This window comes from Syntrophomonas curvata (assembly GCF_052976825.1).
Window position 1 is genome coordinate 2,525,035 of record NZ_CM129641.1, and the last position, 23,915, is coordinate 2,548,949.

Annotated in this window: 19 protein-coding genes, 1 tRNA gene and 1 pseudogene; 1 reads left to right on the plus strand and 20 read right to left on the minus strand. The window is 48.1% G+C overall.

The features are described from left to right. Positions 1 to 66 precede the first annotated feature (66 nt). The 12 genes from ACU70B_RS11455 to ACU70B_RS11510 all read right to left on the minus strand — a co-directional run bounded on the left by ACU70B_RS11455 (position 67) and on the right by ACU70B_RS11510 (position 12,738). Positions 67 to 2,175 carry a penicillin-binding protein 2 gene (locus ACU70B_RS11455; protein WP_447183667.1) on the minus strand — a complete coding sequence of 703 codons (2,109 nt, stop codon included), beginning with the start codon at positions 2,173 to 2,175 and terminating at the stop codon, positions 67 to 69. Continuing rightward, on the minus strand, positions 2,172 to 2,678 hold the full coding sequence (gene mreD / locus ACU70B_RS11460) for a rod shape-determining protein MreD (RefSeq protein ID WP_447183668.1): 507 nt from the start codon (positions 2,676 to 2,678) through the stop codon (positions 2,172 to 2,174). Before mreD ends, ACU70B_RS11455 begins: the two co-directional genes overlap by 4 nt. Positions 2,679 to 2,683: 5 nt before the next feature. Further along, complete coding sequence (gene mreC, locus ACU70B_RS11465) at positions 2,684 to 3,541, minus strand: rod shape-determining protein MreC (RefSeq protein WP_447183669.1); 858 nt, start codon at positions 3,539 to 3,541, stop codon at positions 2,684 to 2,686. Positions 3,542 to 3,557: 16 nt separating this feature from the next. Then, entirely contained in the window at positions 3,558 to 4,577 is a 1,020-nt protein-coding gene (locus ACU70B_RS11470) for a rod shape-determining protein (RefSeq protein ID WP_447183670.1), read from the minus strand. Positions 4,578 to 4,594: 17 nt separating this feature from the next. Then, positions 4,595 to 5,263, minus strand: coding sequence for a RadC family protein (gene radC, locus ACU70B_RS11475; RefSeq protein WP_447185763.1), 669 nt, complete (start codon positions 5,261 to 5,263; stop codon positions 4,595 to 4,597). A 34-nt stretch (positions 5,264 to 5,297) separates the two neighbouring features. Continuing rightward, the gene (locus ACU70B_RS11480) at positions 5,298 to 5,879 is read right to left on the minus strand and encodes a Maf family protein (RefSeq protein ID WP_447183671.1); all 582 of its coding nucleotides are present in this window, start codon (positions 5,877 to 5,879) and stop codon (positions 5,298 to 5,300) included. A 16-nt stretch (positions 5,880 to 5,895) separates the two neighbouring features. After that, positions 5,896 to 6,162: a DUF4321 domain-containing protein gene (locus ACU70B_RS11485; RefSeq protein ID WP_447183672.1), complete on the minus strand. Its 267-nt coding sequence runs from the start codon at positions 6,160 to 6,162 to the stop codon at positions 5,896 to 5,898. A 186-nt stretch (positions 6,163 to 6,348) separates the two neighbouring features. Further along, positions 6,349 to 6,978, minus strand: coding sequence for a redox-sensing transcriptional repressor Rex (locus ACU70B_RS11490; protein ID WP_447183673.1), 630 nt, complete (start codon positions 6,976 to 6,978; stop codon positions 6,349 to 6,351). Between the two features lie 115 nt (positions 6,979 to 7,093). Then, on the minus strand, positions 7,094 to 8,083 hold the full coding sequence (locus ACU70B_RS11495) for an inorganic phosphate transporter (protein ID WP_447183674.1): 990 nt from the start codon (positions 8,081 to 8,083) through the stop codon (positions 7,094 to 7,096). Continuing rightward, the gene (locus ACU70B_RS11500) at positions 8,076 to 8,708 is read right to left on the minus strand and encodes a DUF47 domain-containing protein (protein ID WP_447183675.1); all 633 of its coding nucleotides are present in this window, start codon (positions 8,706 to 8,708) and stop codon (positions 8,076 to 8,078) included. Before ACU70B_RS11500 ends, ACU70B_RS11495 begins: the two co-directional genes overlap by 8 nt. Positions 8,709 to 8,791: 83 nt before the next feature. After that, the gene (locus ACU70B_RS11505) at positions 8,792 to 10,060 is read right to left on the minus strand and encodes a bifunctional folylpolyglutamate synthase/dihydrofolate synthase (RefSeq protein ID WP_447183676.1); all 1,269 of its coding nucleotides are present in this window, start codon (positions 10,058 to 10,060) and stop codon (positions 8,792 to 8,794) included. 23 nt (positions 10,061 to 10,083) lie between these two features. Next, the gene (locus ACU70B_RS11510; RefSeq protein ID WP_447183677.1) at positions 10,084 to 12,738 is read right to left on the minus strand and encodes a valine--tRNA ligase; all 2,655 of its coding nucleotides are present in this window, start codon (positions 12,736 to 12,738) and stop codon (positions 10,084 to 10,086) included. 469 nt (positions 12,739 to 13,207) lie between these two features. On the opposite strand from ACU70B_RS11510, the pseudogene ACU70B_RS11515 reads away from it, so the two are divergent. Next, positions 13,208 to 13,273: pseudogene (locus ACU70B_RS11515) on the plus strand (SEC-C metal-binding domain-containing protein); the annotation flags it as partial. Positions 13,274 to 14,864: 1,591 nt separating this feature from the next. On the opposite strand, the gene yihA reads toward ACU70B_RS11515, so the two are convergent. The 8 genes from yihA to ACU70B_RS11555 all read right to left on the minus strand — a co-directional run bounded on the left by yihA (position 14,865) and on the right by ACU70B_RS11555 (position 23,834). Continuing rightward, on the minus strand, positions 14,865 to 15,449 hold the full coding sequence (yihA, locus tag ACU70B_RS11520; RefSeq protein WP_447183678.1) for a ribosome biogenesis GTP-binding protein YihA/YsxC: 585 nt from the start codon (positions 15,447 to 15,449) through the stop codon (positions 14,865 to 14,867). An 84-nt stretch (positions 15,450 to 15,533) separates the two neighbouring features. Beyond that, entirely contained in the window at positions 15,534 to 17,834 is a 2,301-nt protein-coding gene (lon, locus tag ACU70B_RS11525) for an endopeptidase La (RefSeq protein WP_447185764.1), read from the minus strand. A gap of 151 nt (positions 17,835 to 17,985) precedes the next feature. After that, positions 17,986 to 19,614: an ATP-dependent protease LonB gene (gene lonB / locus ACU70B_RS11530; RefSeq protein ID WP_447183679.1), complete on the minus strand. Its 1,629-nt coding sequence runs from the start codon at positions 19,612 to 19,614 to the stop codon at positions 17,986 to 17,988. A 143-nt stretch (positions 19,615 to 19,757) separates the two neighbouring features. After that, positions 19,758 to 21,005, minus strand: a complete 1,248-nt coding sequence (clpX, locus tag ACU70B_RS11535; protein ID WP_447183680.1) for an ATP-dependent protease ATP-binding subunit ClpX — start codon at positions 21,003 to 21,005, stop codon at positions 19,758 to 19,760. Positions 21,006 to 21,032: 27 nt separating this feature from the next. Then, positions 21,033 to 21,635: an ATP-dependent Clp endopeptidase proteolytic subunit ClpP gene (gene clpP, locus ACU70B_RS11540; RefSeq protein ID WP_447183681.1), complete on the minus strand. Its 603-nt coding sequence runs from the start codon at positions 21,633 to 21,635 to the stop codon at positions 21,033 to 21,035. A gap of 49 nt (positions 21,636 to 21,684) precedes the next feature. Continuing rightward, positions 21,685 to 23,007 (minus strand): trigger factor, encoded by a 1,323-nt coding sequence (gene tig, locus ACU70B_RS11545; protein WP_447183682.1) that lies wholly within the window; start codon positions 23,005 to 23,007, stop codon positions 21,685 to 21,687. A 138-nt stretch (positions 23,008 to 23,145) separates the two neighbouring features. Then, positions 23,146 to 23,220 (minus strand) — tRNA-Gly (locus ACU70B_RS11550). A gap of 83 nt (positions 23,221 to 23,303) precedes the next feature. After that, the gene (locus ACU70B_RS11555) at positions 23,304 to 23,834 is read right to left on the minus strand and encodes a peptidoglycan-binding domain-containing protein (RefSeq protein WP_447183683.1); all 531 of its coding nucleotides are present in this window, start codon (positions 23,832 to 23,834) and stop codon (positions 23,304 to 23,306) included. Positions 23,835 to 23,915: the final 81 nt, after the last annotated feature.

A 23,915-nucleotide genomic window follows, 5' to 3' on the forward strand; every position in this document is an offset into this window, starting at 1 on the left:
AAAAATAAAAAAACAGGTTGATTTCACCTGCTTAACATAGTCATTAAAAATACTGAATCCAATTACCTAACGGGGTCGTGCCGAAGGGTCGATTTCACCAGTCTGGTTAGGATCCACCTGGTTTTCAGAACTGGCAGCAGTTGCCTCCAATGCTTTCTCCTCTGCCAGGTGGTCTTTGATGCCAAAATAATGTTCAAATACATCACGGGCAACCAGTCCTGCCGAGGAACCGCCGCTATAACCGTATTCTATTACCCCGGCAAAGGCGATCTCCGGGTCGTCAAAAGGAGCAAAAGCTACAAACACTCCGTGAAAATCTTTTTTGGGGTTGTCTCCCTGCCTGCTGGTTTCAGCCGTTCCGGTTTTTGCGGCAACCCGGATCGTTTCGGGGAAGTGGGCAAACAGGAAATAGGCCGTTCCCCCCGGCTCGGCAACCGCCAGCATGGCCCTTCTGGTTTCAGCAATAGTCGGAGGTTTGATATCGGCCTCGTGGACAACTTCCGGTTTGGTAGTATTAAGTACTTTGCCCTTATCCGATACCACCCGAGCCATCACATGGGGTTTCATCAAATAGCCGCCGTTGGCAATGGTAGCCACATAGTTGGCCAGTTGCAGAACCGTATAGTCGTTCCCCCCCTGGCCTATGGACATATTAAAGGTATCGTAATCCTGCCAGACAGTATCAAAGCGATATCTGCTATCATGTTCGGCATCTATCTTATTCTTTTCCTGCTGTTTTTTACGCTGCAGTTTTTTCAATTCTTCTTCATCGGTAACGCCCCGCTGCAGAGACTCATACTTGGCATCTAAATCCTTAATCAAATTCTCGTAACGACTGTTAAGTATCGGGACATTAACCTTCTTCTTCCATTCCGGAGTGGGAAGCAGGCCGCTGCTTTCATCGGGCAGGTCGATTCCGGTTTTGCTGCCCAGCCCAAGCTCACGGGCTACTTTGATAATCTCATCCTTGCCTGCCCTGCGCCCCATCTCCTGGAAATAGGTGTTGCAGGAATGGGCCATACCCGCATAGTAGTTAACATTGCCGTGTACTCCCGTACATTTTATCCTGGGCGCTATCCAGTAACGGCCGGCGCAGTTTACGGAATCACGCAGGGGATCCATGGCCTCCTTTTCCAGAGCCGCCATACCGGTAACAGGTTTGAAGGTCGAGCCGGGCGGATAGCTCTCCTGCAAAGCCCGGTTGACCTCCGCCCCGGGGTTCATGGGGTCATATTTGCCGGAAGGATAATAGTAGGAAGCCCTTTCATCACTGAGATTGCCTTTCCAGTCATCCGGATTCAGTCCTGGCCTGCTGGTCATGGCCAGTATTTCTCCGGTTTTGACATTAATTACTACCGCCGACCCCACTTTGGCTTTAGGGTATTTCTCTTGCAACTGTGCCAAGACTTCATCCATGCTTTTTTCCAGTACTTTTTGCATTTCCATGTCCAGGGTGAGGTAAAGGTTATTGCCCGGAGTCGGTTCCATGGTGAGCAGCTCTCTTACCGGCCTCCCCTTGGCGTCAACCTCTACCCGCCGGGCGCCGTCACTGCCCCGCAGTTCCTTTTCGTATTGTTTCTCAATACCTGCTTTGCCAATCAGGCTGTTGATACTGTACTTGCCTTCACTGCGAGCCAACTCTTCGGCATTGATAGAATGGATATAGCCCAGCACGTGCCCGGCTAAAGCAGCTTCGGGATAAGACCGCAGGGGTTCAACCGTGATAGCGACCCCGGGCAAAATCTGCCGGTTCTCCTCCAGTTTTACCACCAGTTCCCAAGGAATATCACGGACGACTATAACCGGCTCGAACAGGCGATATTTCTGCAGTTTTATTTTTTCTTCTATAAATTGATTATCTATTTCCGGATAGTAGGATTGCATCAGCTTAACCAGGCTATTTACCACAGTATCCTGCCCGCTCAAACCTAGATAACTCAAGCTTAAGGTATAAACCAGTTCATTGGCTGCCAGTATTTTTCCTTTCCGGTCATAGATCTCCCCCCGAGGGGCCTTCACCGCCACCAGTCGAATACGGTTTTCTTTGGCCTGGGTCTGATAAAGCTGCTGGTGAAAAAATTGCACAATAGCCAATCTTGCAGCCAAAACGGTCAATAAAGCAATAACTATATAGGAATAAACTTTTAGCTTGGTTTTAATGGTATTGGGTTTCATTTTACCCTCCCCGGGGTCTTCAGGACGCCGCCTTTAGCTGAATTATAATACCAGATGTAGAGTGGTACTGCCACCACCGCATTGTAAGCAGCCTGATAGAGGATGCTATCCAGCATACCAGCATCAATGTGAAATACTTCAAAAACCACGATGCTCAGGAGGAAAAGAAACAGGGAATTTAGAGCTGTAGCTATCAGTACAGACAAAAGGCCTACAAATATATTTTCCTTAAAAACATTGCCCTGCACCCTCCCTACAATATAAGCGGTTAGACCTTTGGACAGAGCGTTTAAACCGATGAATCGTCCCATGTACAGATCTTCCAGCAAGCCGCAGGCAAATGCATAAGCAGTCCCTTTTTCCACCCGGTTAAAAAGCGCAAAAAAGGTAACAAAAACCAGAACCAGATCTGGAGTCGTACCTTTTATACTATAGACGCTGAAGAATGTAGACTGTAAAAATATTGCCATCAACGGCAATAATATCAGAACCAGGATACGCAATAGAGTTACTCCTCTTCCACCTTGGCGCCCGTCTCAGGCTGGTACCCGGTTACCACAAAAACCTCCTCCAATTTGTCAAAATTTACGGCTGGTCTTATCTCGGCCAATAACAACAGGCCGTTAGGTTCCCGCGTAACTTCGGTTACTGTTCCTATCATGATGCCTGAAGGATATATGGCTGATAACCCGGAGCTTACAATAAGGTCGCTTTTCTTGATTTTTGAGTAATAGGGGATGTTAATCATTCTTAACTGATTGCTGTCGCCCAGACCTTCTACAATGCCGTTAGTTTCCCGGGTCTCCTGAACTATTGCGCCTACCGCCATCTCCCGGTCCGTAATCAAACTGACCTGAGCCGAGTTCTCGCTGACGCTGGCTACCAATCCCACCAATCCCCCCGTGCTTATCACCGGCATATCTTTTTTGACCCCCTGCCGGGAGCCACGGTCAATGGTAATGCACTTGTACCAGTTATTGGGGCTGCGGGCAATCACATGCGCGGCAAGTAAATCGTAATTATCCCGGTTGGTATCCTCAAAATTCAACATCCGGCGCAAACGCATGCTTTCCTGTTTATACTCCCGCAATGACTGGTTTTCGAAAGCGAGCCTGCCATTTTCAGCTTCCAATTCCTTGATTCTTTGCTGTAAACGGTTCTTGTCGCTAAAAACCCCGGTCCACCCGTCCCAGCTGCCTTTAAAGCTGCTAACCCCGCTTTGCAGCGGAACAAAGGCATCACGAACAATTTTTTCCGCCAAGGTAATATTATTGCGGTGGGCAGTGGTAGAATTCATCAATACCAGGGAAACAGCAATTATCAGCAACAGCAACCAGAGGAACTTATTTTTGAAAAGCTTAAACAAAACTCCTCACCCAGTCTTACATGGATTTTTTGGGCTGTACCAACACTCTTTTTAAAACCTCAATATTCTCCAGCACTTTACCCGTCCCCCGGGCAACGGCCAGCAGGGGGTCTTCACAGGCATAGACCGGCATATTGGTTTCTTTGCTGATGAGTTTATCCAACCCCAGCAGCATGGCTCCGCCACCGGCCATTACTATACCCCGGTCGATTATATCGGAAGCCAGTTCCGGAGGCGTTTTTTCCAAACAGACCTTTATCCCTTCTATTATCTGGTCAACTGTCTCTTTTAAAGCCATCTGAATCTCTAATGAGGAAACCTTTATAGTTTTGGGCAAACCACTAACTAAATCACGCCCCCGCACTTCGTAGTACTCCTCATCACCTTCCCAGAGAGCTGAACCAATGGATATTTTTATATCCTCCGCCGTCCGCTCACCGATAAGCAGATTGTAGTTTTTCTTGAGATGCTGCATAATGGCGGCATCCATGTTATCACCTGCCACCCGGACTGATTTGGCGGTAACGATTCCACCCAGGGATATAACTGCCACCTCGGTAGTACCTCCGCCTATATCTACAATCAGGTTGCCGGTCGGTTCATGCACAGGCAAGCCCGCGCCTATAGCAGCAGCCATCGGTTCCTCAATCAAATAGGCTTCTTTGGCGCCACCCTGAAGTGCAGCTTCCCTGACCGCCCTCTCCTCCACGGTAGTACATCCGGTTGGAATGCTTACAATCACCCGGGGGCGCATGAACGGGGTCCTCGGCCCCAGAACCTTGTTAATAAAATAACTGAGCATAGCCTGTGTAACGTCAAAATCGGCAATAACTCCGTCTTTCATGGGGCGAATGGCGATTATGCTGCCAGGCGTACGACCTATCATGCGCTTGGCTTCGTCACCTACGGCCAGAACCTTGCCGTTATCGCTCTGAATCGCTACTACCGACGGTTCAGTCAAAACCACGCCTTTACCCTTTATATGCACCAGAGTATTGGCCGTTCCCAAATCTATTCCCAAGTCTTTGCCAAACACTGTAGTTCCTCCTTAATTTAAATTAATCCCTTGGCTTTTAGACTGCAGTATTTATTATCACCTATTATTACATGGTCAATTATTTCTATCCCCATAAGCTTGCCTGCTTCCAGCAATCTGCGGGTTATATCAATATCCTCCCGACTGGGGGTAGGGTCACCGCTGGGATGATTATGGACCAATATCATTGAAGCTGCGCTTTTCTTGACCGCTGTCTTGAATACCTCCCGGGGATGAACTATGGAACTGTGCAGGCCTCCTACCGAGATGTCTTCCATTATTAACAGTCCGCCTTTACGATCAAGATACATAACGCGGAAATGCTCCCGGTCGTAGTATCTCATTTCTTCCATTGTCATACCGGTAACCGTACTGACAACATCCTCGGGCGATTTAATAGGAATTCTGGAATGAACGTCTCCTGCTATCCTGCGCCCCATCTCTATGGCCGCTTTAATCCCAACCGCCTTGGCCGGTCCGATTCCCCTTTCCCCGGTTAACTCTTCCAGGCTGGCTTCTTTTAAATTTCTCAGGCTGCCGTATTTGACCAGCAAACCGGTAGCAAGATCCAGTGCACTAATATTCTTAGTCCCCATGCCCAGCACAATCGCCAGCAGCTCAGCGTCATTAAGGTCACGTTCTCCCCGCGACATAAGTTTTTCCCGGGGCCGCATATTTACGGGCATGTCCTTAATGTTTACGCTGTATCCACTCACCAGCTTACACCCCCAGCAGATCTATACCATATTTTTTTAATATCAGGTAAAGACGGCTCAAAGGTAATCCCACCACATTAAAATAACACCCTTCTATTTTATCCACCAGGAGCCCGCCCCGACCCTGAATGCCATAAGCACCGGCCTTGTCTGCCGACTCGCCGCTGGCAACATAAGCCGCGATTTCTTGTACGCTTAAAGGCCTGAAAAATACCCGGGTGGTCTCATCCTCAACTTCACAGACTTCCTCTCCAATTCTAACACAAACAGCCGTTATTACCTCATGCTGACGACCACTGAGCCGGGAAAGTTTATGCCGGGCATCATCCTCATTAAAGGGCTTGCCCATTATCTGCCCATCCAAGACCACAATCGTATCGGCAGCGATTACTATGCTATCTCCGCTAAGCCCGGGCATAGCTGCGTCAGCCTTTAACCGGGCCAATCTTCTAACTGCATCACGGGGAGACTCTTCGGGCAGGAGACTCTCGTCAATATCTACAGAAATGGTAGAAAAACAGAGTCCAAAAATCTCTAACAGTTCTTTACGTCTCGGGGAAGCTGATGCCAGGATAATATTCTTCAAAAACTATACCTCACCATTATAATCTCTTATAGACCAGATAGGATAGAATAAATCCCAGGATGGTAAAGAAACTGATATGGAGCATAAAACCGAACGATAAAGAAAAAACTTTCAGATTGAGATTAAACTGAGGAATGCCAACACTCTGTACTTTTCCCAGTCCCCCCAGTACAGGCCATATTCCGGTTACAGCATCCCCTATCCAACCGCCGATAATTCCCCCTACTATCAGTAGAAGCAACAAAACCTGCCATCCTGGATAGGCATGAGATTTACCAGTCATTAATTACCCTCCAGCAAAGCTGTGTTTTTTAAAGTTTAGCATTACCAATAGGTAAAAACAAGATTGACCCTTCAGGCACCTTTGCCGCTTTTGCCGTCTGCGCCATAAAATAGGCAAAGGAGGTGAAAACTCCCATCAGAAGCTCTTCCCTCCTTTATCCGGCTCAATAAATTAATATAGTCAGTTTTACTTGTTAAAAGCGAGATTAAAGCTTAGCACTTCCAAATTCACTGATAGATCCACATTGCGCAGTACAGTATGGCTAGGAACCCTTAACACCCGGGGGGAGAAATTTAGGATAGCCTTAACCCCTGCTTCCACCAGCTTGTCCGTAACCTCCTGGGCTACTGGAGCCGGTACCGTCACTACTCCTATGCTTACGTTGGATTCCTTTACTCTCTGTTCCAGGAGTTCCAGCGTCTCAACCTCTACGTCGCCGAGTTTATTGCCGATTTTTTCCTGATCCACGTCAAGGATTGCGCTGATATTAAAGCCGCGGTCAGCAAAACCATGGTAAAGGGCCAGAGCCGAACCCAACTTGCCAGCTCCGATGATAATAATATTCCACTTACGATCCAGACCCAGAATCTTCATGAGATGCCCGTATAGTTCTTCCACTTTGTATCCTACTCCCCGAGTACCGAACTCTCCGAAGTAGGCCAAGTCCTTACGCACCTGGGCGGAACTGACTCCAACCCCCTGAGCAATCTCTCCCGAGGAAATAGTTTCCACGCCCTCATCTATCAGCTGATGCAGATAACGTGAATAGATTGAGAGTCTCATTACCGTAGCTTCAGGAATCTTATACACTTTCAAGCTCCCTTACTCCTTCTCAATTAATATCTTCTTTATATCTTACCACCTTGTGAAAAAAAGCGCGACAAATAGGGGCAGAAAATATCTTTATCGGCCACGTCAAGAATATCCCTTATTATACTAATAATGTTAGCAATTTGTAAATAAGAATTGCAGCCAGGGCGGATGAGGGGATGGTCACAAACCAGGCGATTACTATCTGGCGGGCAATGTTCCAGCGCACCCCCTTTAACCTTTTAGCCGCCCCCACCCCCATAATGGATGAGGATACAACATGGGTAGTACTGACGGGAGCGCCGAAGTGGCTGGCAGAGAAAATAACCAGGGAGGAGGTAAAATCGGCAGCAAAACCATTTATAGGTTCAATTCTAAATATTTTACCTCCCATCGTGCGGATAATACGCCAGCCGCCTACTGCGGTTCCGGAAGCCATGGCTCCGGCACAGGCAATCTTGACCCAGAGGGGAACCTGAAAGGCGGCAATCAGGCTGCTGCTCACCAGTATCATAGTTATGATCCCCATGGTCTTTTGGGCATCATTGGAACCATGGGCAAAAGAAGCCATACAAGCGGAAACCACCTGCAATTTACGAAAATTGTTGTTAAGCCGGGCGGGTGAAGTTCCTTTAAAGACCCAGAACAATATGGTCATAATCAAGCTTCCTGCAGCCAGTCCTATAATCGGGGCGATAATGAGTCCGGTAAAAATGACCAGAAATCCGTGCCAATTGACAAAACCGGCACCGAACCCGGCGATAACTCCTCCGATAAGTCCTCCGATAAGGGCATGGGATGAACTGCTGGGGATGCCGAAGCGCCATGTAAAAAGGTTCCAGAATATAGCGCCGATAAGGGCGCTTATCAGCACCAGCGGAGTTACCATGTCGGGGGCAACTATACTCTTGCCTATGGTTTCGGCAACGGCCGTTCCGCTCATGGCTCCCAGGAAATTCAGAGTGGCGGCAATAAAGATTGCGGTGCGGGGCGAAAGGGCTTTGGTGGAGACCGAAGTGGCAATTGCGTTGGCGGTATCGTGGAAACCATTGACATAGTCAAAAACCAGGGCCAGAAATACTACTACAATGACTACTCCAATACTAAACATATTTAACAGCAACTCCCTTTAAAAGGTTGCTGACATTTTCACAGTAGTCCAAAGTAGTCTCCAGGTGCTCGTAAATCTCTTTCCACTTGATAATGTCAATAACATTCCGGGTGTTCTCAAACAAAAGGGCTATGCCCGCCCGGTAAAGGTAGTCCCCCTCATGTTCGTAGGAGCGAATTTTTTCACATGAATCAATAATTTCCTTGCTCATATTCCTTACATGGGGGAGATTGGCTACCGCGTTTTTTATCTCCTGGGAGGCTTCCTCCAGTACCTGTACCAATTTTAGCACATATACATCCTGCGGCTGCCCCACTTTAAATATTACAATTTTCTCCATAGTACCCTGGACATGGTCCAATACGTTATTGAGTTCCCGGGTCAGGAGCAGTATATCTTCGCGGTCAAAGGGGGTGATAAAGGAGTTATTTATACGCTTCATTACCTCGGATAAGATAATATCGCCTCGTTCTTCAACTTTATTGATATTTTCCAGATTTACCGCCGGATCGCTCTGATTTTCTATAAAACCTTTAAGAATTAAGGTTGCTTCCGATATGGCCTCGGCCAGGTCGTCAAAGTACTTGAAAAACCTATCATCTCGTGGCTTTAGTCTAAAAGACAAGCCCGATACCTCCTTAAAATGTATACAAGATACTTTTTCTCAATTATAACACCTAATAAGTTTAACTCTATGTTAAGAATGTGTTAATAATAGCTTAAATACTCATTAAAATGAGCCCGGGCGCGGTCCAGGACGTAAAACGACCCCGTCACCAACAGATATTCTCCAGCTTCCAACCATTTCCCACCGGTCTCAACCGCGGTTTCGATCTCCTCTTTGATTCGCACTTCCTTGTCCGGGTAAAGCGACAGCCACTGCTCTGCCAGCCGCTGCCAATTGGCCCCCCGCTCACCCTCGGGTCTGGTAACCACACAGCCCCGGCAATCCCCTCCCAGTTCGCGCAGAATAGCCATACTGTCCTTATCATCCAATATTCCGCAGACCAATATCCTCTGCCTGCCGGGAAACAGGCTTTTCAGGGAGCGGTTAAGCGCTCTGGCAGCTTGAGGGTTATGAGCCACATCAAGCATTATCGGAGGATGCTCGCTGACTAACTCCATGCGCCCCGGGTGTTTTAAACCCGCCAGGGCTTGGCTCATGTGTTCTGCCGCAATGTTATAACCTTGCTGTTTAAGCACCATGAGGGCGGTAACAGCCACTGCCAGATTCTTTAGCTGGAAATCCCCCAGCAATGAGAAGGGTATCCCCTCCATTTTTATGCCTGCACCGTTCACATCTACTATCTGACCATCTAGGGAAGGGCGGTTGCGGCGCTGAATCCGGCAGGCGCCGCCAGGATAGAGCGGGGCATTCCGGCTGCTGGCCTTTTCTTCTATAATCAGATAGGCCTCCCGCTCCATGTCACCGACTATTACCGGTACCCCGGGCTTGATTATACCGGCCTTGTTGCGAGCTATTTCCTCCAGGCTGTTACCCAGATAAGCCTGATGGTCATAGTCTACTCCGGTAATTATCGATAACAGGGGAGACACTACATTGGTGGAATCATACGTTCCCCCCAGACCGGTCTCCAGTACAGCCAAATCCACCTGTTCGTCCTTAAAGTATTTAAATGCCAGAGCGGTCAGCAATTCGAATTCGGTTACCCCAGCGAAGGCCGGCCCTTTGATTGCCTCCAGCTTCCGCTCTATGTCCTGCAGGTATTTTTTCAGGAGATTTTCCTCTATTTCCTGCCCGTTGATAAGGAACCTTTCCCGGTAAGAATGAATATGGGGCGAAATAAAACGCCCCACCCGGTAACCGGCCTGCTGCAATACGGAAGCAATCATCAGCGTTACCGAACCTTTGCCGTTGGTACCGGCAACGTGAATGGAAGGATAAGCTTTACAGGGATTGTCCATAGCCTGTAACAGGACCCCTATCCGTTCAAGCCCGGGCCTAAGCCCGGGCATGCTTATTCTGGCCAGTTCTCCTGCTAGGCATCTTTCAGTATCTGCAGACGTTGTAAAATACCTTCTTTCCTGATTCCGGCTTCTTCAGCCTTGGACTTTTCTTTCTCGATGACCTCCAGCGGCGCCCGGGAGACAAAATTGGCGTTGTTCAGCTTGTCACGGGCCTTGGCCAGTTCACCGTCAGCAGCCTTCAAATCTTTTTCCAGCCGAGCTATTTCCTTGTTTACATCAATAATTCCTTCCAGAGGTACATATATTTCTGTCTGAGCAGTTAAAGCTGAAACTGCCTGGGCTGGTTTTTGGCTGAGCTTGGCTGCAATCTCCATTTCCTGCAGCCGTGCCATCTGCCGGATATAGGATTGATTGGCGGCAAAAACCTGGCGACAGTCATCGTCAGCAACCACTAAAATCGCCTTAATCTGCGATCCGGGGGCAACATTAAACTCGGCCCGGATATTGCGCAGAGCGCGAATGGCGCTCATTATTTGCTGCATCTCATCCAGGGAGGCCGGCCATATCCGGCGGTCATCTTTCAACGGCCAGGGATCGAGCATTATGGTTTCATTATGGCCGGGCAGATATTGGTATATTTCTTCAGTGATAAAAGGCATAAAGGGATGCAGGAGCCTCAATATACCCGTAAGTACCTCGTTCAGCACATTCTGCACCACCAGCTTTTCCCGCCGGCCGGCTTCCTTCCCCAATCTGGGTTTGACCAATTCTATATACCAGTCGCAGAATTCGTCCCAGCTAAAATCATAGAGCACCTTGGCGGCTTCACCCAAGTCGTAGCGTTCCAGCAGGCTGTTAACCTCCTCCGCTTTCTGATTGAGCCGGGAAATTATCCAGCGATCGGCCAGGGTAAGTTCTTCGGGGTCGATCTCTATTTTTTCGTAGCCTTCCAGATTCATAAGCACAAACCGGGAAGCATTCCATATTTTATTGGCAAAATTGCGGGTATTCTCTACCTTGTCCCAATGAAAACGCACATCATTGCCGGGTGTTACGCCGGTTATAAGTGAAAAGCGCAGGGTATCGGCCCCGTATTTCTCAATTACCTCTATAGGGTCGATGCCGTTGCCCAACGATTTGCTCATCTTACGGCCTTGCCCGTCCAGGATCAGCCCATGAATATTAACATCATAAAACGGTACCCGGCCGGTATGCTCGATACCTGAAAATATCATGCGCGCCACCCAGAAGAAGATTATGTCCCGGCCTGTCACCAGCACACTGGTGGGATAGAAGTAATCCAGGTCAGCCGTCCTTTGGGGCCAGCCCAGGGTGGAGAAGGGCCATAGAGCGCTGGAAAACCAGGTGTCCAGCACATCTTCATCCTGTTCCAGTTCGGCCGACCGGCAGGAGGGACAACGGTCAGGGTCTTCTTTGCTGCAAATGATTTCCCCGCAATTCTGGCAGTACCATACCGGTATGCGGTGACCCCACCATAATTGCCGGGATATGCACCAATCTCGTATATTCTCCATCCAACCTATATAAATCTTGGTGAAGCGTTCCGGTACAAAGCGTATCTCACCATTTAAAACCTTTTTTATGGCAGGCTCGGCCAGAGGCTTCATCCTGACAAACCACTGTTTCGATACCAGGGGTTCGATTACGGTATCACAGCGCTGGCAGTGCCCTACCGCATGCCGGTGGTCTTCCACCTTAATCAGATAGCCCTGCTCTTTCAGATCCTGCACGATCCTGCGGCGGCATTCATAACGCTCCATCCCCTGATAAGGCCCGGCGTTCCCGTTCATAAAGGCATCAATATCTATGACCACCACCTGCTCCAGGTTGTGACGCAGACCCATTTCAAAATCATTGGGGTCATGGGCCGGAGTAACCTTGACTGCACCGGTGCCGAATTCACGTTCCACATAACTATCGGCAAAAACAGGAATTATCCGGTTGACCAGAGGCAGAACCACATTTTTCCCCACCAGATGGGTATAACGCTCATCATCGGGATGAACCGCTACCCCTGTATCCCCCAGCATGGTTTCCGGGCGGGTGGTTGCCACAACCAGGAATTCGTCGGAATCTTGGATGGGATATTTGATATGCCAGAGATAACCGTCACTGTCTTCATGCTCCACTTCGATATCGGAAATAGCCGTATGACAGCGGGGACACCAGTTGATTATGTAGTCTCCCTGATAAATCAAACCCTTTTCATAAAGGTTGACAAACACTTCCCGAACTGCCCGGGAACATCCTTCATCCATGGTAAAGCGCTCCCGGCTCCAGTCACAGGAAGAACCCATCAGGCTCAGCTGGCTGGTAATACGGTTGCCATAAAGATGTTTCCATTCCCATACCCGTTCCAGGAACTTTTCCCGCCCCAGATCATGCTTGGTAAGTCCCTCGGCCGCCAGTGCTTCCTCTACCCGCGCCTGGGTGGCAATACCGGCATGGTCGGTCCCGGGCAGCCACAGGCAATTATAGCCCTGCATCCTCCGCCAGCGGGTCAATATGTCCTGCAGGGTATTGTCCAGAGCATGACCCAGGTGGAGTGAACCAGTAACATTGGGTGGGGGCATAACTATGGAAAACGGTTTTTTACTCCGATCGTCCCGGGGGACAAAATAATTATTATCTTTCCAATATTCATACCATTTTCCTTCAACACTTCCGGGATCATAAACACTGGGTAAATTCTTGGCTGAAGACATTAACGGTTTACCTCCTCATATACCCTTAAAGTATTGTAACTAGCTTAAATCAGTATAGTTGCCTGCAGATTTCCGCAGGGATTATAACGATTACAATTATGAAGCCCGTTTATACAATCTAAATTGTACTTAATATCATCGGGCCTGCGCAAGTTTTATACGATAGATTTATATCCCTGTAAATCCCTGGCAATAATAAAGAATCCGCATTACGGGGCTTAAATAGAAAATTCCCTGCCCGTTGGTTTAACGTGCAGGGCTAAAAGATAAGGCCTAATCATGCCAGATAGATTCAATTTTTGATACTCCTGCTCTCTGTTTATATTGTACTTAATTTCACATTTATTTCAAGTCCTTGCGAAATAAATGGGGGATAATTTAAAAATATATGTTGTTATGCTAAGCTTTAAGCATTGATATTAATGCTTCGGCACCAACTAATTATCTGGGGGGAAAAATGATGGCCAGGCTGAAAGTAGGCAGAAATGAGCTCTGCCCCTGTGGCAGCGGAAAAAAATACAAGAAGTGCTGCGGTGTGTTGGACGAACTAATCGATGCCAGTGACGACCCTTTTACCCGTAATAGTGAACTCATGACTGCTGCCAAAATGAAACTGGACACTTATTATGACAACCTGATTAAAAGAATCCGCAGAGATGCCCGGAAACAGTTTCTGCGTTTTACCGTTAAAAACAGCCTTCCCCCGGAGCATGAATCCATTTTTTCGGACTGGCTGTGGTTTGACCTCTTGACCGAGGACGAAAATACTCTGGCCTACCATTATTTAACCGAAAATGCCAATTATATGGCTGCATCATTACGCGACTGTATGGCGGCGCTAAGCATCTCCTTTGCTTCGGTTTATCAGGTTGAAGAAAGCCACGGCTTTTATCTTAAGGTACGCGATATTCTCGTGGATAAAACCTGTGAAATCCTGCTTCAAGAACCCTGGGAAGGCATGGATGGCAACGCCGAACTATTGCTTCTGGGCCGCCTGGTACAGATAGAAGGGGAAAATGTATTCTCCGGTATGGTTCTGGCAGTTGACAATAAAGCCGGGCAGAAGGATTTTTTGCTGGAGCATATGAATTTCTTGCGCCAGCTGTTTAATGATACCATCCTTAATGTGCTAAAATTTCACGCGGAAATGCTTTATGGCATTTTTGACCATGCCTACTCCAAGACCCTGGTTAATTTTAATGATATGCGCAGTTGCGAAATTAGCACCGAGGAGAAAGAGCTTCTGCTTAAAGCCTGGGGCGAAGATAACGAGTTTATCCCGCTGCATCAGACCGGGGGATTCACCTGGTTCAGACCCCGGCCGGAGCACCATGGTTACGTCAGGCTAATCCTGGGCGATAGGACGCTGTTATGCTGTGCCGATGTGCTGAAAGATATAGTTGACTTGCAGGACAAGGTAGCAGCTATACTGCCCGGAAAAGAGCTGCAGGTTTTGAGCAATCGCTTCCTGCAACAGCCACCCCCGCCGGATAAGAGTCATCTCTGGTTCACCATTATCAAGGACCAGGAAACAGAACGATGGCTGGACAGCTCCCTGGCCGAGCTGGAAGGAAAAACCCCCCGCGAGTATATGACCGGGGACAACGGGAAAGAGCAACTGCTGCAGATACTGGACAATTTTATGGCTGCCCGTGATAACCATACGGAAAAGGAATTAATCCAATATATGCGGGAACGGGTAATCAATTATTAATAAGTAATAGACGCCCTCTTCGAGGACAACAACTTATGCTCGTTATACTCGCATTAAGGACGCAGATTGAAAGTATAACCGCTCTGTTTGGATGCATAAAGCCGTTAGACGGAGCCTGGAGCATCAGGCGAGCGGCGGAAGGGGGCGATCCCCAATGGATGGGGGGGGGATACCCCCAGGACACACTGATGTTCGGCAGGGCCTCACCATTAAGGGGGTGAGAGTGACACTGAGCACGGACGCGAATTGGAACGTCCCCCTTCAGGCGCGAGACAAGCAGTCGGTGTTGCCCAGGTGGAGTCTTGGCGACGGAATATTTATGCATCCAAACTTAACGCTATAACTGATCAAAAGGTTTCTACTGCTGTTTTCGTAGGTGTTTGCCTATAGGTATGGCCCCCGGGCATTGATGTTAATTAATTATTTCGCCTATCGCATCCCTTATCTCTCCGGCTCCTTCGCCGGTTGCGGCGGAAAAGACCAGGGGCCTGACATCCGGGTTTAGATGTAATTTGCGGCTTATAAGCTGGAGCTGTTTTTGCCGGGCCCCGCGGGATATCTTATCCGCTTTGGTTGCTACCAGGAGGATAGGGATTTCATAGTGGCTGAGCCATTCTTTCATGGCAACATCATGGTTCCCGGGTTCATGTCTGATATCGACCAGATGAATAGCTCCCCGCAACTGCTTTCGATTTTTCAAATAATTCTCTATGGTTTTGCCCCATTTTTGCTGTTCCGCTTTGGATACTTTGGCATAGCCATAGCCCGGAAGGTCTACCAGATTAAAAGCATTATTAAGCAAATAGAAGTTAATAGTTCTGGTTTTTCCCGGGGTGGAGCTCGATTTGGCCAGGTTTTTGCGGTTCACAATCTTGTTTATGAGTGAAGATTTGCCTACGTTGGAACGGCCTACCAGAGCTATCTCGGGCAGATTTTCCTCCGGGAGCCGGTTCCAATCCCCAAACGCTCCCTTAAATTCACTTGATTTAATTAACACTTCCCACTCCACCCTTGCTTCCGTTCGGCGTATAGCAAGACCCGGAGATAAAAGACCCCCTCTCCGTGTCTTGCCTTTCTTTAATTAGTTCATATTGATATCAATCAAGGTCTCTGCCAGTACTTTATCCATATGATCCACCATGACAAAGCGTATTTTTTTCTTGACATTATTGGGTATGTCAGCCAGATCCTTTTTGTTGTCTACGGGCATTATTATGGTGTTAATCCCGGCACGGTGAGCAGCCAGAACTTTTTCCTTCAGCCCTCCAATAGGAAGTACTCTGCCCCGCAGGGTAATCTCTCCGGTCATAGCTACATTGTTGCGCACCGGCCGGCCCGACATGGCCGAAGCCAGCGAAGTGGCAATGGTTATCCCGGCCGAGGGACCGTCCTTGGGTATGGCCCCTTCCGGCACATGCAGATGGACATCAAATTTTTCCGGTATTTCGCTGTCAATACCCAGTTCCTCAGCCCGGGAACGGACATAGGTGAGGGCGGCCTGGGCTGATTCCTTCATCACATCGCCCAGCTTGCCGGTCAGCATCAGGTTGCCTTTACCGCGCAAAAGGGCTACTTCGATGGAGAGGATATCGCCCCCGCTTTCCGTCCAGGCCAGGCCGGTGGCAACCCCTATCTGGCTTTCCTTTTCGGCCACTCCGTAACGGAAACGCTCCGCCCCCAAAAATTTGGTTATGCTGCTGCCGGTTACATTGATTGCGGTATTTTTATCCTCTACCACCTGCCGGGCAACTTTACGGCAGACTGAAGCGATTTCCCGCTCCAGGTTTCTCACCCCTGCCTCGCGGGTATATTCACGGATAATCTTGCGGATGGCCCCCTCGGAAAAACTGATATTGCTCTCTTTTAATCCATGTTCCCTGATTTGTTTGGGCACCAGGTAATCCATGGCAATGTGCACTTTATCCTCTTCGGTGTAACCGCTTATTTCGATGACTTCCATACGATCCAGCAAGGGCCGGGGAATATTATGAACGGTATTGGCCGTGGTTATAAACATTACCTTGGAGAGGTCAAAGGGGACTTCCAGGTAATGGTCGCTGAAGGTATAGTTTTGCTCCGGGTCCAGTACTTCCAGCAGTGCCGATGCCGGGTCTCCCCTGAAGTCCATGGTCATTTTATCGATTTCGTCCAATAAAAATACCGGGTTTCTGGAACCTGCCGTTTTCATGCTCTGCAATACCCGTCCGGGCATGGAGCCCACATAAGTACGCCGATGCCCCCTGATTTCGGCTTCATCCCGAACCCCCCCCAGGGACATGCGGACAAATTTGCGTCCCAGGGAACGAGCTACGGATTTGCCCAGGGAGGTTTTACCTACCCCCGGAGGACCGACCAGACAAAGGATGGGGCCTTTCATCTTTTTGGCCAGTTTGCGGATGGCCAGATACTCCAGGATTCTTTCTTTGGGTTTTTCCAGACCATAGTGGTCTTCCTCCAGTATGTTTTCCGCCACTTTTAAATCCAGGCGGTCTCTGGTCTCAATCGACCAGGGCAGGGAAAGCATCCAATCCAGGTAATTCCTGACCACTACGGCCTCAGCCACCATGGGCGGCATTTTCTCCAGCCGTTCCAGTTCTTTATAGGCTTTTTCACGAGCCTCTTTAGGCAGATTGGCTTTCTCGATGTCGGCTTTTAACTCCTCCACCTCGGCGGCCCTTTCATCCTTATCCCCCAGTTCTTTTTGAATAGCTTTCATTTGTTCCCGCAGATAGTATTCCTTCTGAGTTTTTTCCATTTGTTTGCGCACCCGGATATTTATCTTTCTCTCCAGTTCCAGAACTTCCATTTCTTTAGCTAAAAGTTCGCAGAGATAATCCAGGCGTTTGGAAATATCGCCAGCTTCAAGTATTTTCTGCTTTTCATTGATTCTTAGGGAGAGATGGGATGCTATAACATCCGCCAGCCGTCCTGGTTCTTCAATAGCGACTACGGAAACCACAGTCTCCGGAGGGATTTTTTTGCTTATTCTTACATATTGTTCAAATTGGGCAATCAGGGTACGCATAAGGGCTTCCAGCTCGGCCGTCTTATCAGCGGGGTATTCTCTCCATTCCTCCACTACCACTTTCATATAAGGGTCATGACTTAAATAATCGGTTACTTCAGCCCGGTAAAGGCCCTCCACCAAAACTCGCATGGTGCCCCCCGGCATTTTCAAAATCTGCCTTACTTCGGCCACTGTCCCTACCGTGAAGATGTCATCTTCGCCGGGTTCATCAGTCTGGGCTTCTTTCTGGGTAGCCAGAAATATTTCTTTATTTTCTAACATAGCCTGTTCTATGGCATTGATAGATTTCTTCCGTCCTACATCCAGATGAATCACCGTGTATGGAAAAACCAGTACACCGCGCAGCGGCAACATCGGTATTTCACGATAGACCTCATTTGTTTCAAACAATTCAACACCTCCCGGGCAAATTCATTCTACTATATGTACCGGAGCCGCGCAAGGCTAGCCGACCGGTAGTTTGGCGGTATAGAAGGTCTATATATATTATAGCAAAGGCAGCGGTTTAATCTACAAATGCATTATCCAAGACTTCTCCCACTTCCCGGATAGGAACAATATCAACATCCTGGTACTCGGCAAAAATGTCCAGCCAGTTTTCACCTGGTATAAATACTTTCTTTATCCCTGCTTTACGGGCAGCATCCACCTTGCTCATCACTCCCCCTACCGGCTTGATTTTGCCGTGAACCGAGACTTCTCCCGTCATGGCCAAGGTGTTATCTACCGCCCGTCCCAGCAGACTGGAATAAATAGCAGTGGCCATACTGATTCCGGCTGAAGGACCATCGACTGGGATACCGCCCGGAAAATTGAGATGAATATCAAAATCATCGATATTCAGCCGGTAATGGGAACGCAATACGGTCAGCACATTTTCCACCGCCCCCCGGGCCATGCTTTTACGGGTAAACTTGCGGTCGTGGCCTCCCATCTGTTCTTCATCCACCACCCCGGTAACGGTCCATTTCCCCCTGCCACTGGCGACCGGAATACTGGCCGCCTCTACTTCTATCAAGGTGCCGACATTGGCTCCATACACCGCCAAGCCGTTGACCGTTCCCACCAGGGGTCTGCTACAGGGCTTAACTTCAGGCCGGGGTGCAAAGCGCCCATTGTTTACCACTTTCTCGATTAGCGCCTTGGTGATATTACTGCTATTGTGAACTTGCGCTATTCCGGCTGCCAGTTGAATCATATTTACCGCCTCCCGCCCGTTGCTGGCATAACGGGTAATATGCTCCAACGCTTCCGGGGTTAATTGGCACATTATTTTACCGGCCGCATTGCCGGCAATGGTCCTTATGTTTTCTTTATCCAGGGGAGAGAAAAAAATTTCCAGGCAACGGGAACGCAGAGCCGGGGGCAGTTCATCCGGCATTCTGGTCGTAGCTCCTACCAATCGGAAATCTGCCGGTAAGCCGTTATTAAAGATATCATGAATATGGGCGGGAATGTTTTTGTCGTTTTCATTATAATAAGCGCTCTCCAACATTACTTTGCGGTCTTCCAACACCTTAAGCAGCTTATTCATCTGGGTGGAATGGAGTTCGCCGATCTCGTCTATAAATAATATGCCGCCGTGAGCTTTGGTGCAGGCGCCCGGTTTGGGCTGGGGGACTCCGGCCGAGCCCAGAGAGCCGGCTCCCTGGTAAATAGGGTCATGGACCGAACCAATCAGGGGATCGGCAATATTGCGCTCATCAAATCGCGTAATGGTAGCATCTACTTCCACGAATTTAGCTTCTTTACCAAACGGTGATATAACGTTTTTTTTAGCCTCCTCCAGCACCAGACGGGCAGCGGCTGTTTTTCCTACCCCGGGCGGCCCGTATATTATCACATGCTGAGGATTATGACCGCATAAGGCTGACCTTAGTATGTCAATGCCTTCAGGTTGTCCCACCACATCATCCAGGCTGGCGGGACGGGTCAGACTGGACAGAGGCTCGGTAAGTCTGGTGTTGCGCATTTGCTTCAATTTACGGGTCTCTTTCTCCGCTTCCTTTACCACCACCGTTTTGCGGCTCTGCTGATTCTTTAACAGATTCCAGAAATAAAGGCCGATTATAATGGCAAAAAAAAGCTGGATAAGATACAAAATACCTCCGTACTGAATAAAAAAATTGTTCATTCATTTAATTCCTTCCTTGAAATCTGTTTTTATTATTCCCGAAGCAGTATTCAAGGATTATGATTGAGGTTAAGTAAAAAAAGGCAGCTTTCGCTACCTTTTCCTCTTGAGATTTGATTTTAAAAATAGATGTTTTACTGGCTCTAGTTCACCTTGCGCCGGGCATCTACCGTTACCAGCAATGGTTTTTCTTTCTTTTCCACAATGTCCTTGGTAATTACTACCTTGGTAACATCGATACGGGAAGGTACTTCATACATTACATCCAGCATGATATCTTCGATTATGGCTCTCAAGCCACGAGCTCCGGTATTCCTGCGCAGTGCCTCATCAGCAATGGCATGCATGGCATCTTCCATAAATTCCAGATCCACCCCATCGAGTTCAAACAATTTTTTGTACTGTTTGACCAGGGCATTTTTGGGCTCGACTAATATTTTAACCAGGGCATTGATATCCAAAGCATCCAGGGTGACGATTATGGGTACCCGGCCTACAAACTCGGGAATCAAACCATAGCGAAGGAGATCCTGCGGCAGGATCATATTAAGAATCTCACCGATTTCTTTCTCCTCGCGTTTCTTTATGTCAGCCCCAAAACCCATTACTTTCTCGCCTACCCGGTTCTGAATAATCTTGTCTATACCCTCAAAAGCACCGCCGCAGATAAACAGAATATTACTGGTGTCTATCTGAATAAACTCCTGATGGGGGTGTTTTCTCCCCCCCTGAGGCGGAACGCTGGCTACCGTGCCTTCCAAGATTTTCAGCAGCGCCTGCTGCACCCCTTCACCGGATACATCCCGGGTTATACTGGGATTATCGGTCTTACGGGCAATCTTATCGATCTCATCGATATAGACGATGCCCTTTTCGGCTTTTTCAATATCGTAATCAGCCGCTTGAATAAGCTTCAAAAGAATATTTTCGACATCTTCGCCCACATAACCGGCTTCAGTCAGAGAGGTGGCATCGGCAATAGCAAACGGCACGTTAAGTATGCGGGCGAGCGTCTGAGCGAGCAAGGTTTTGCCGCTTCCGGTAGGTCCCAGCATCATAATGTTGCTCTTTTGCAGCTCCACATCATCCAGCTTCATGCCCAGGTTTATTCTCTTGTAATGGTTATATACGGCTACCGCCAAGGATTTCTTGGCCCGATCCTGCCCAATGACATAATCATCCAGGATTTCACGGATTTCCTGGGGCTTGGGAATATCCCCCAGTTCAAATCCCAGATCATCCGCTAATTCTTCTTCGATTATCTCATTACACAGTTCTATACACTCATCACAGATATAGACCCCGGGACCGGCTACCAGCTTCTTGACCTGATCCTGGGTCTTTCCGCAAAATGAACACTTCAACTGACCTTTTTCATCCCCATATTTCATACTTTCACCTCTCTCTCAAAGAAAAGGCTATTTCTTTCCAGCTTTTTTCGGATGGCTTATGACCTCGTCTATGATACCATATTCCATGGCTTCTTTAGCAGTCATAAAATAATCCCGTTCTACATCTTTTTGGATTTTTTCAAGTTTTTGTCCGGTTCTTTCTGCCAATATACGGTTCAATGATTCTTTCATGGCTATAAGCCTGCGGGCGTGAATCTCAATATCAGTGGCCTGGCCTTGCATACCGCCCAAAGGCTGGTGAATCATTACTTCAGCATTGGGAAGAGCGAATCGCTTGCCCTTGTGACCGGCAGCAAGGAGAAACGCACCCATGCTGGCCGCCATTCCCACACATATTGTGGAAACATCAGGCCTTATATACTGCATCGTATCAAAAATTGCCATGCCCGCACTGATAGAGCCGCCCGGGCTGTTGATATAAACCGAAATATCTTTATCGGGGTCTTCCGCTTCCAGGAAAAGAAGTTGAGCAATAACAAGATTGGCTACAGTATCGTCGATAGCAGTACCCAAAAAAATAATTCTGTCCTTGAGCAACCGGGAATAGATGTCGTAGGATCTTTCACCGCGATTGGTCTGTTCAACTACCATCGGAACCAGATATGACATTTTATCACCCCTTCTTTAAAACTATTCATTTAACCTTATACTATTCTATTTATTCACCAGTTTCTACTTCGCCCTTTTCCTCTTCCTTCTCGCTGATAACGGCATTGTCGACCAGGTATTGAACAGCCTTATCAATCTTCATGCCCTTTTCAATATTACCCTTAAGTTCCCCCAAGGTCGCTTTGGCTGTTTCCAGGTCAGCCCCCATGTCTTTGGCTGCGTCTTCTATCTGATTATTCAATTCTTCATCACTTACACTAAAACCTTTTTCCTCTACTATTTTTTCCAGCAGGAAGTTGGTCCTAACGATCCTCTCAGCCTCCGGCCGCAATTCACTGTAGAAAGCTTCCGGATTACTGCCGGTAAACTGGAAGTATTGTTCCAGGCTCAAACCTTGGCTGGCCATCTTTTGCCCAAAATGTTCCAGCATGCGCTCCAACTGCTGATTAACTACAGCATCGGCCACCGGTATTTCACAGTTGCTCACCGCCAGGTTTATAGCCTCCTGCTTTATGATTTCCTGTTTGCGGGCATTGCTCATTTTTTCCAGGTTGGTCCTGATATCGTCACGAAGTTCGGCAAGTGTCTCAAATTCGCTGACTTCCTGAACAAATGCATCATCCAGTTCACGCAGCTTTTTGCTCTCAATTTTTTTGACTTTGACTTTAAACACGGCATCCTTGCCCGCCAGATCTTCGGCATGGTATTCATCCGGGAAGGTGACCTTGACATCCTTTTCCTCTCCCAATTTAATCCCCGCCAGTTGTTCTTCAAAACCGGGAATAAAGGTATTGGAACCCAGTTCCAGGGGATAATCGCTGCCCTGGCCGCCGGGAAAGGCTTCGCCATCTATAAAGCCTTCAAAATCGATTTCCACAGTGTCGCCGATTACTGCCGGTTCCGCTGTTTTTTCGGTCAGTTCAGCATAGCGGGAACGTATGTCTTCCAGTTTATGGTCAACATCCTCGTCAGTCACCTGGAAACGAGGGATGCTAATTTCCAATCCTTCCAGTTTGCCCAGCTCAAACTCAGGCTTAACCGCTACCCGGGCCTTAAAATTAAAGGGTTGGCCATCTTCAATCTCATCGATATCAAATTCCGGTTGAGCCAAGGCTTCTATATTTAATTGCTTCAGGGCTTCTTCGTAGGCATCAGGAACTATTACTTCCAGTGCATCCTGGTAAAGAATCTCCTTACCGTAGTGGGCTTCCAAAAGCGGTCTGGGCGCCCGTCCCTTACGGAAACCCGGAATACTGACCTGCCTGACCACTTTACGATAAGCCTTCTCTAACCCTTCTTCGAACTTCTCGGCATCCACCTCGATCTCTATGTATGCCTCACTGTTCTCTATCTTCTCTAATTTAGCCTCCACTTATGCTCCTCCTAACTATTAAGATTGACCAATGCACAGGAATGTAATTGCCAGACGTCTAGCAAAAAGACCCTCTTAAGAATTTACCCTAGATCAGCCAAAAACACAACACCCCGGCAATGCCGAGGTATGATAATCTGGAGCGGAAGACGAGATTCGAACTCGCGACCCTCGCCTTGGCAAGGCGATGCTCTACCACTGAGCCACTTCCGCTTTTGTCATTTCTTCATTTATAAGAATAATGAAAAAGAACATCTTAAGTCAAGTCCTATCCGGTTTAAAAACATAAATACTTTCTATTTCTTGTTCAGCAAATCACGAGTCGGGGCATCAAGCCTACCGGTAATAGGCAAAGAGTGCTCCCTTTGAAAATCGCGTACAGCAGCCTGGAAATCCTCTTCGCTGGGATTCGGGCCTTTTAAATAACCCAATTCTGTCAGTCGTTTTACTATTAATTCAATTTCTTCCTGACTCAAAATCTGAATCAATACTGGTTCCCAATCATCAGTGGTCACTTCATCCATAACTGGCGCTTGGGGCGGTTGCGGTTCCTGGGGCGGCTGCGGCTCACTCTGTTGCCCGCTTTTCTCACTGCCATATTTCCAGTGTTTCAGCTCGAGAATATCTTCATCCTGTTGGCCCGCCACTTTCCCTGCCGGAGATTTACTGGTTTTCAGCCCTTCTACAATCTCGGTATCGGCAGGTATGTCCTTAAGGGGTTGATTACTGACCGGATCTGAGCCTGAGCCTTTTCCTCCGCCTGCTTTACAGCCTCCGGTACACAAAAAAAGCACCAGTAATATGCCGGCAGCAACTTTTTTATCCATTATTCCCCTCTCCCCGTCGCTTTAATCATTTTTAACCTTAAAAGCGCTGATGATTTCCTCTGGTATATCTCTGTCCTCATT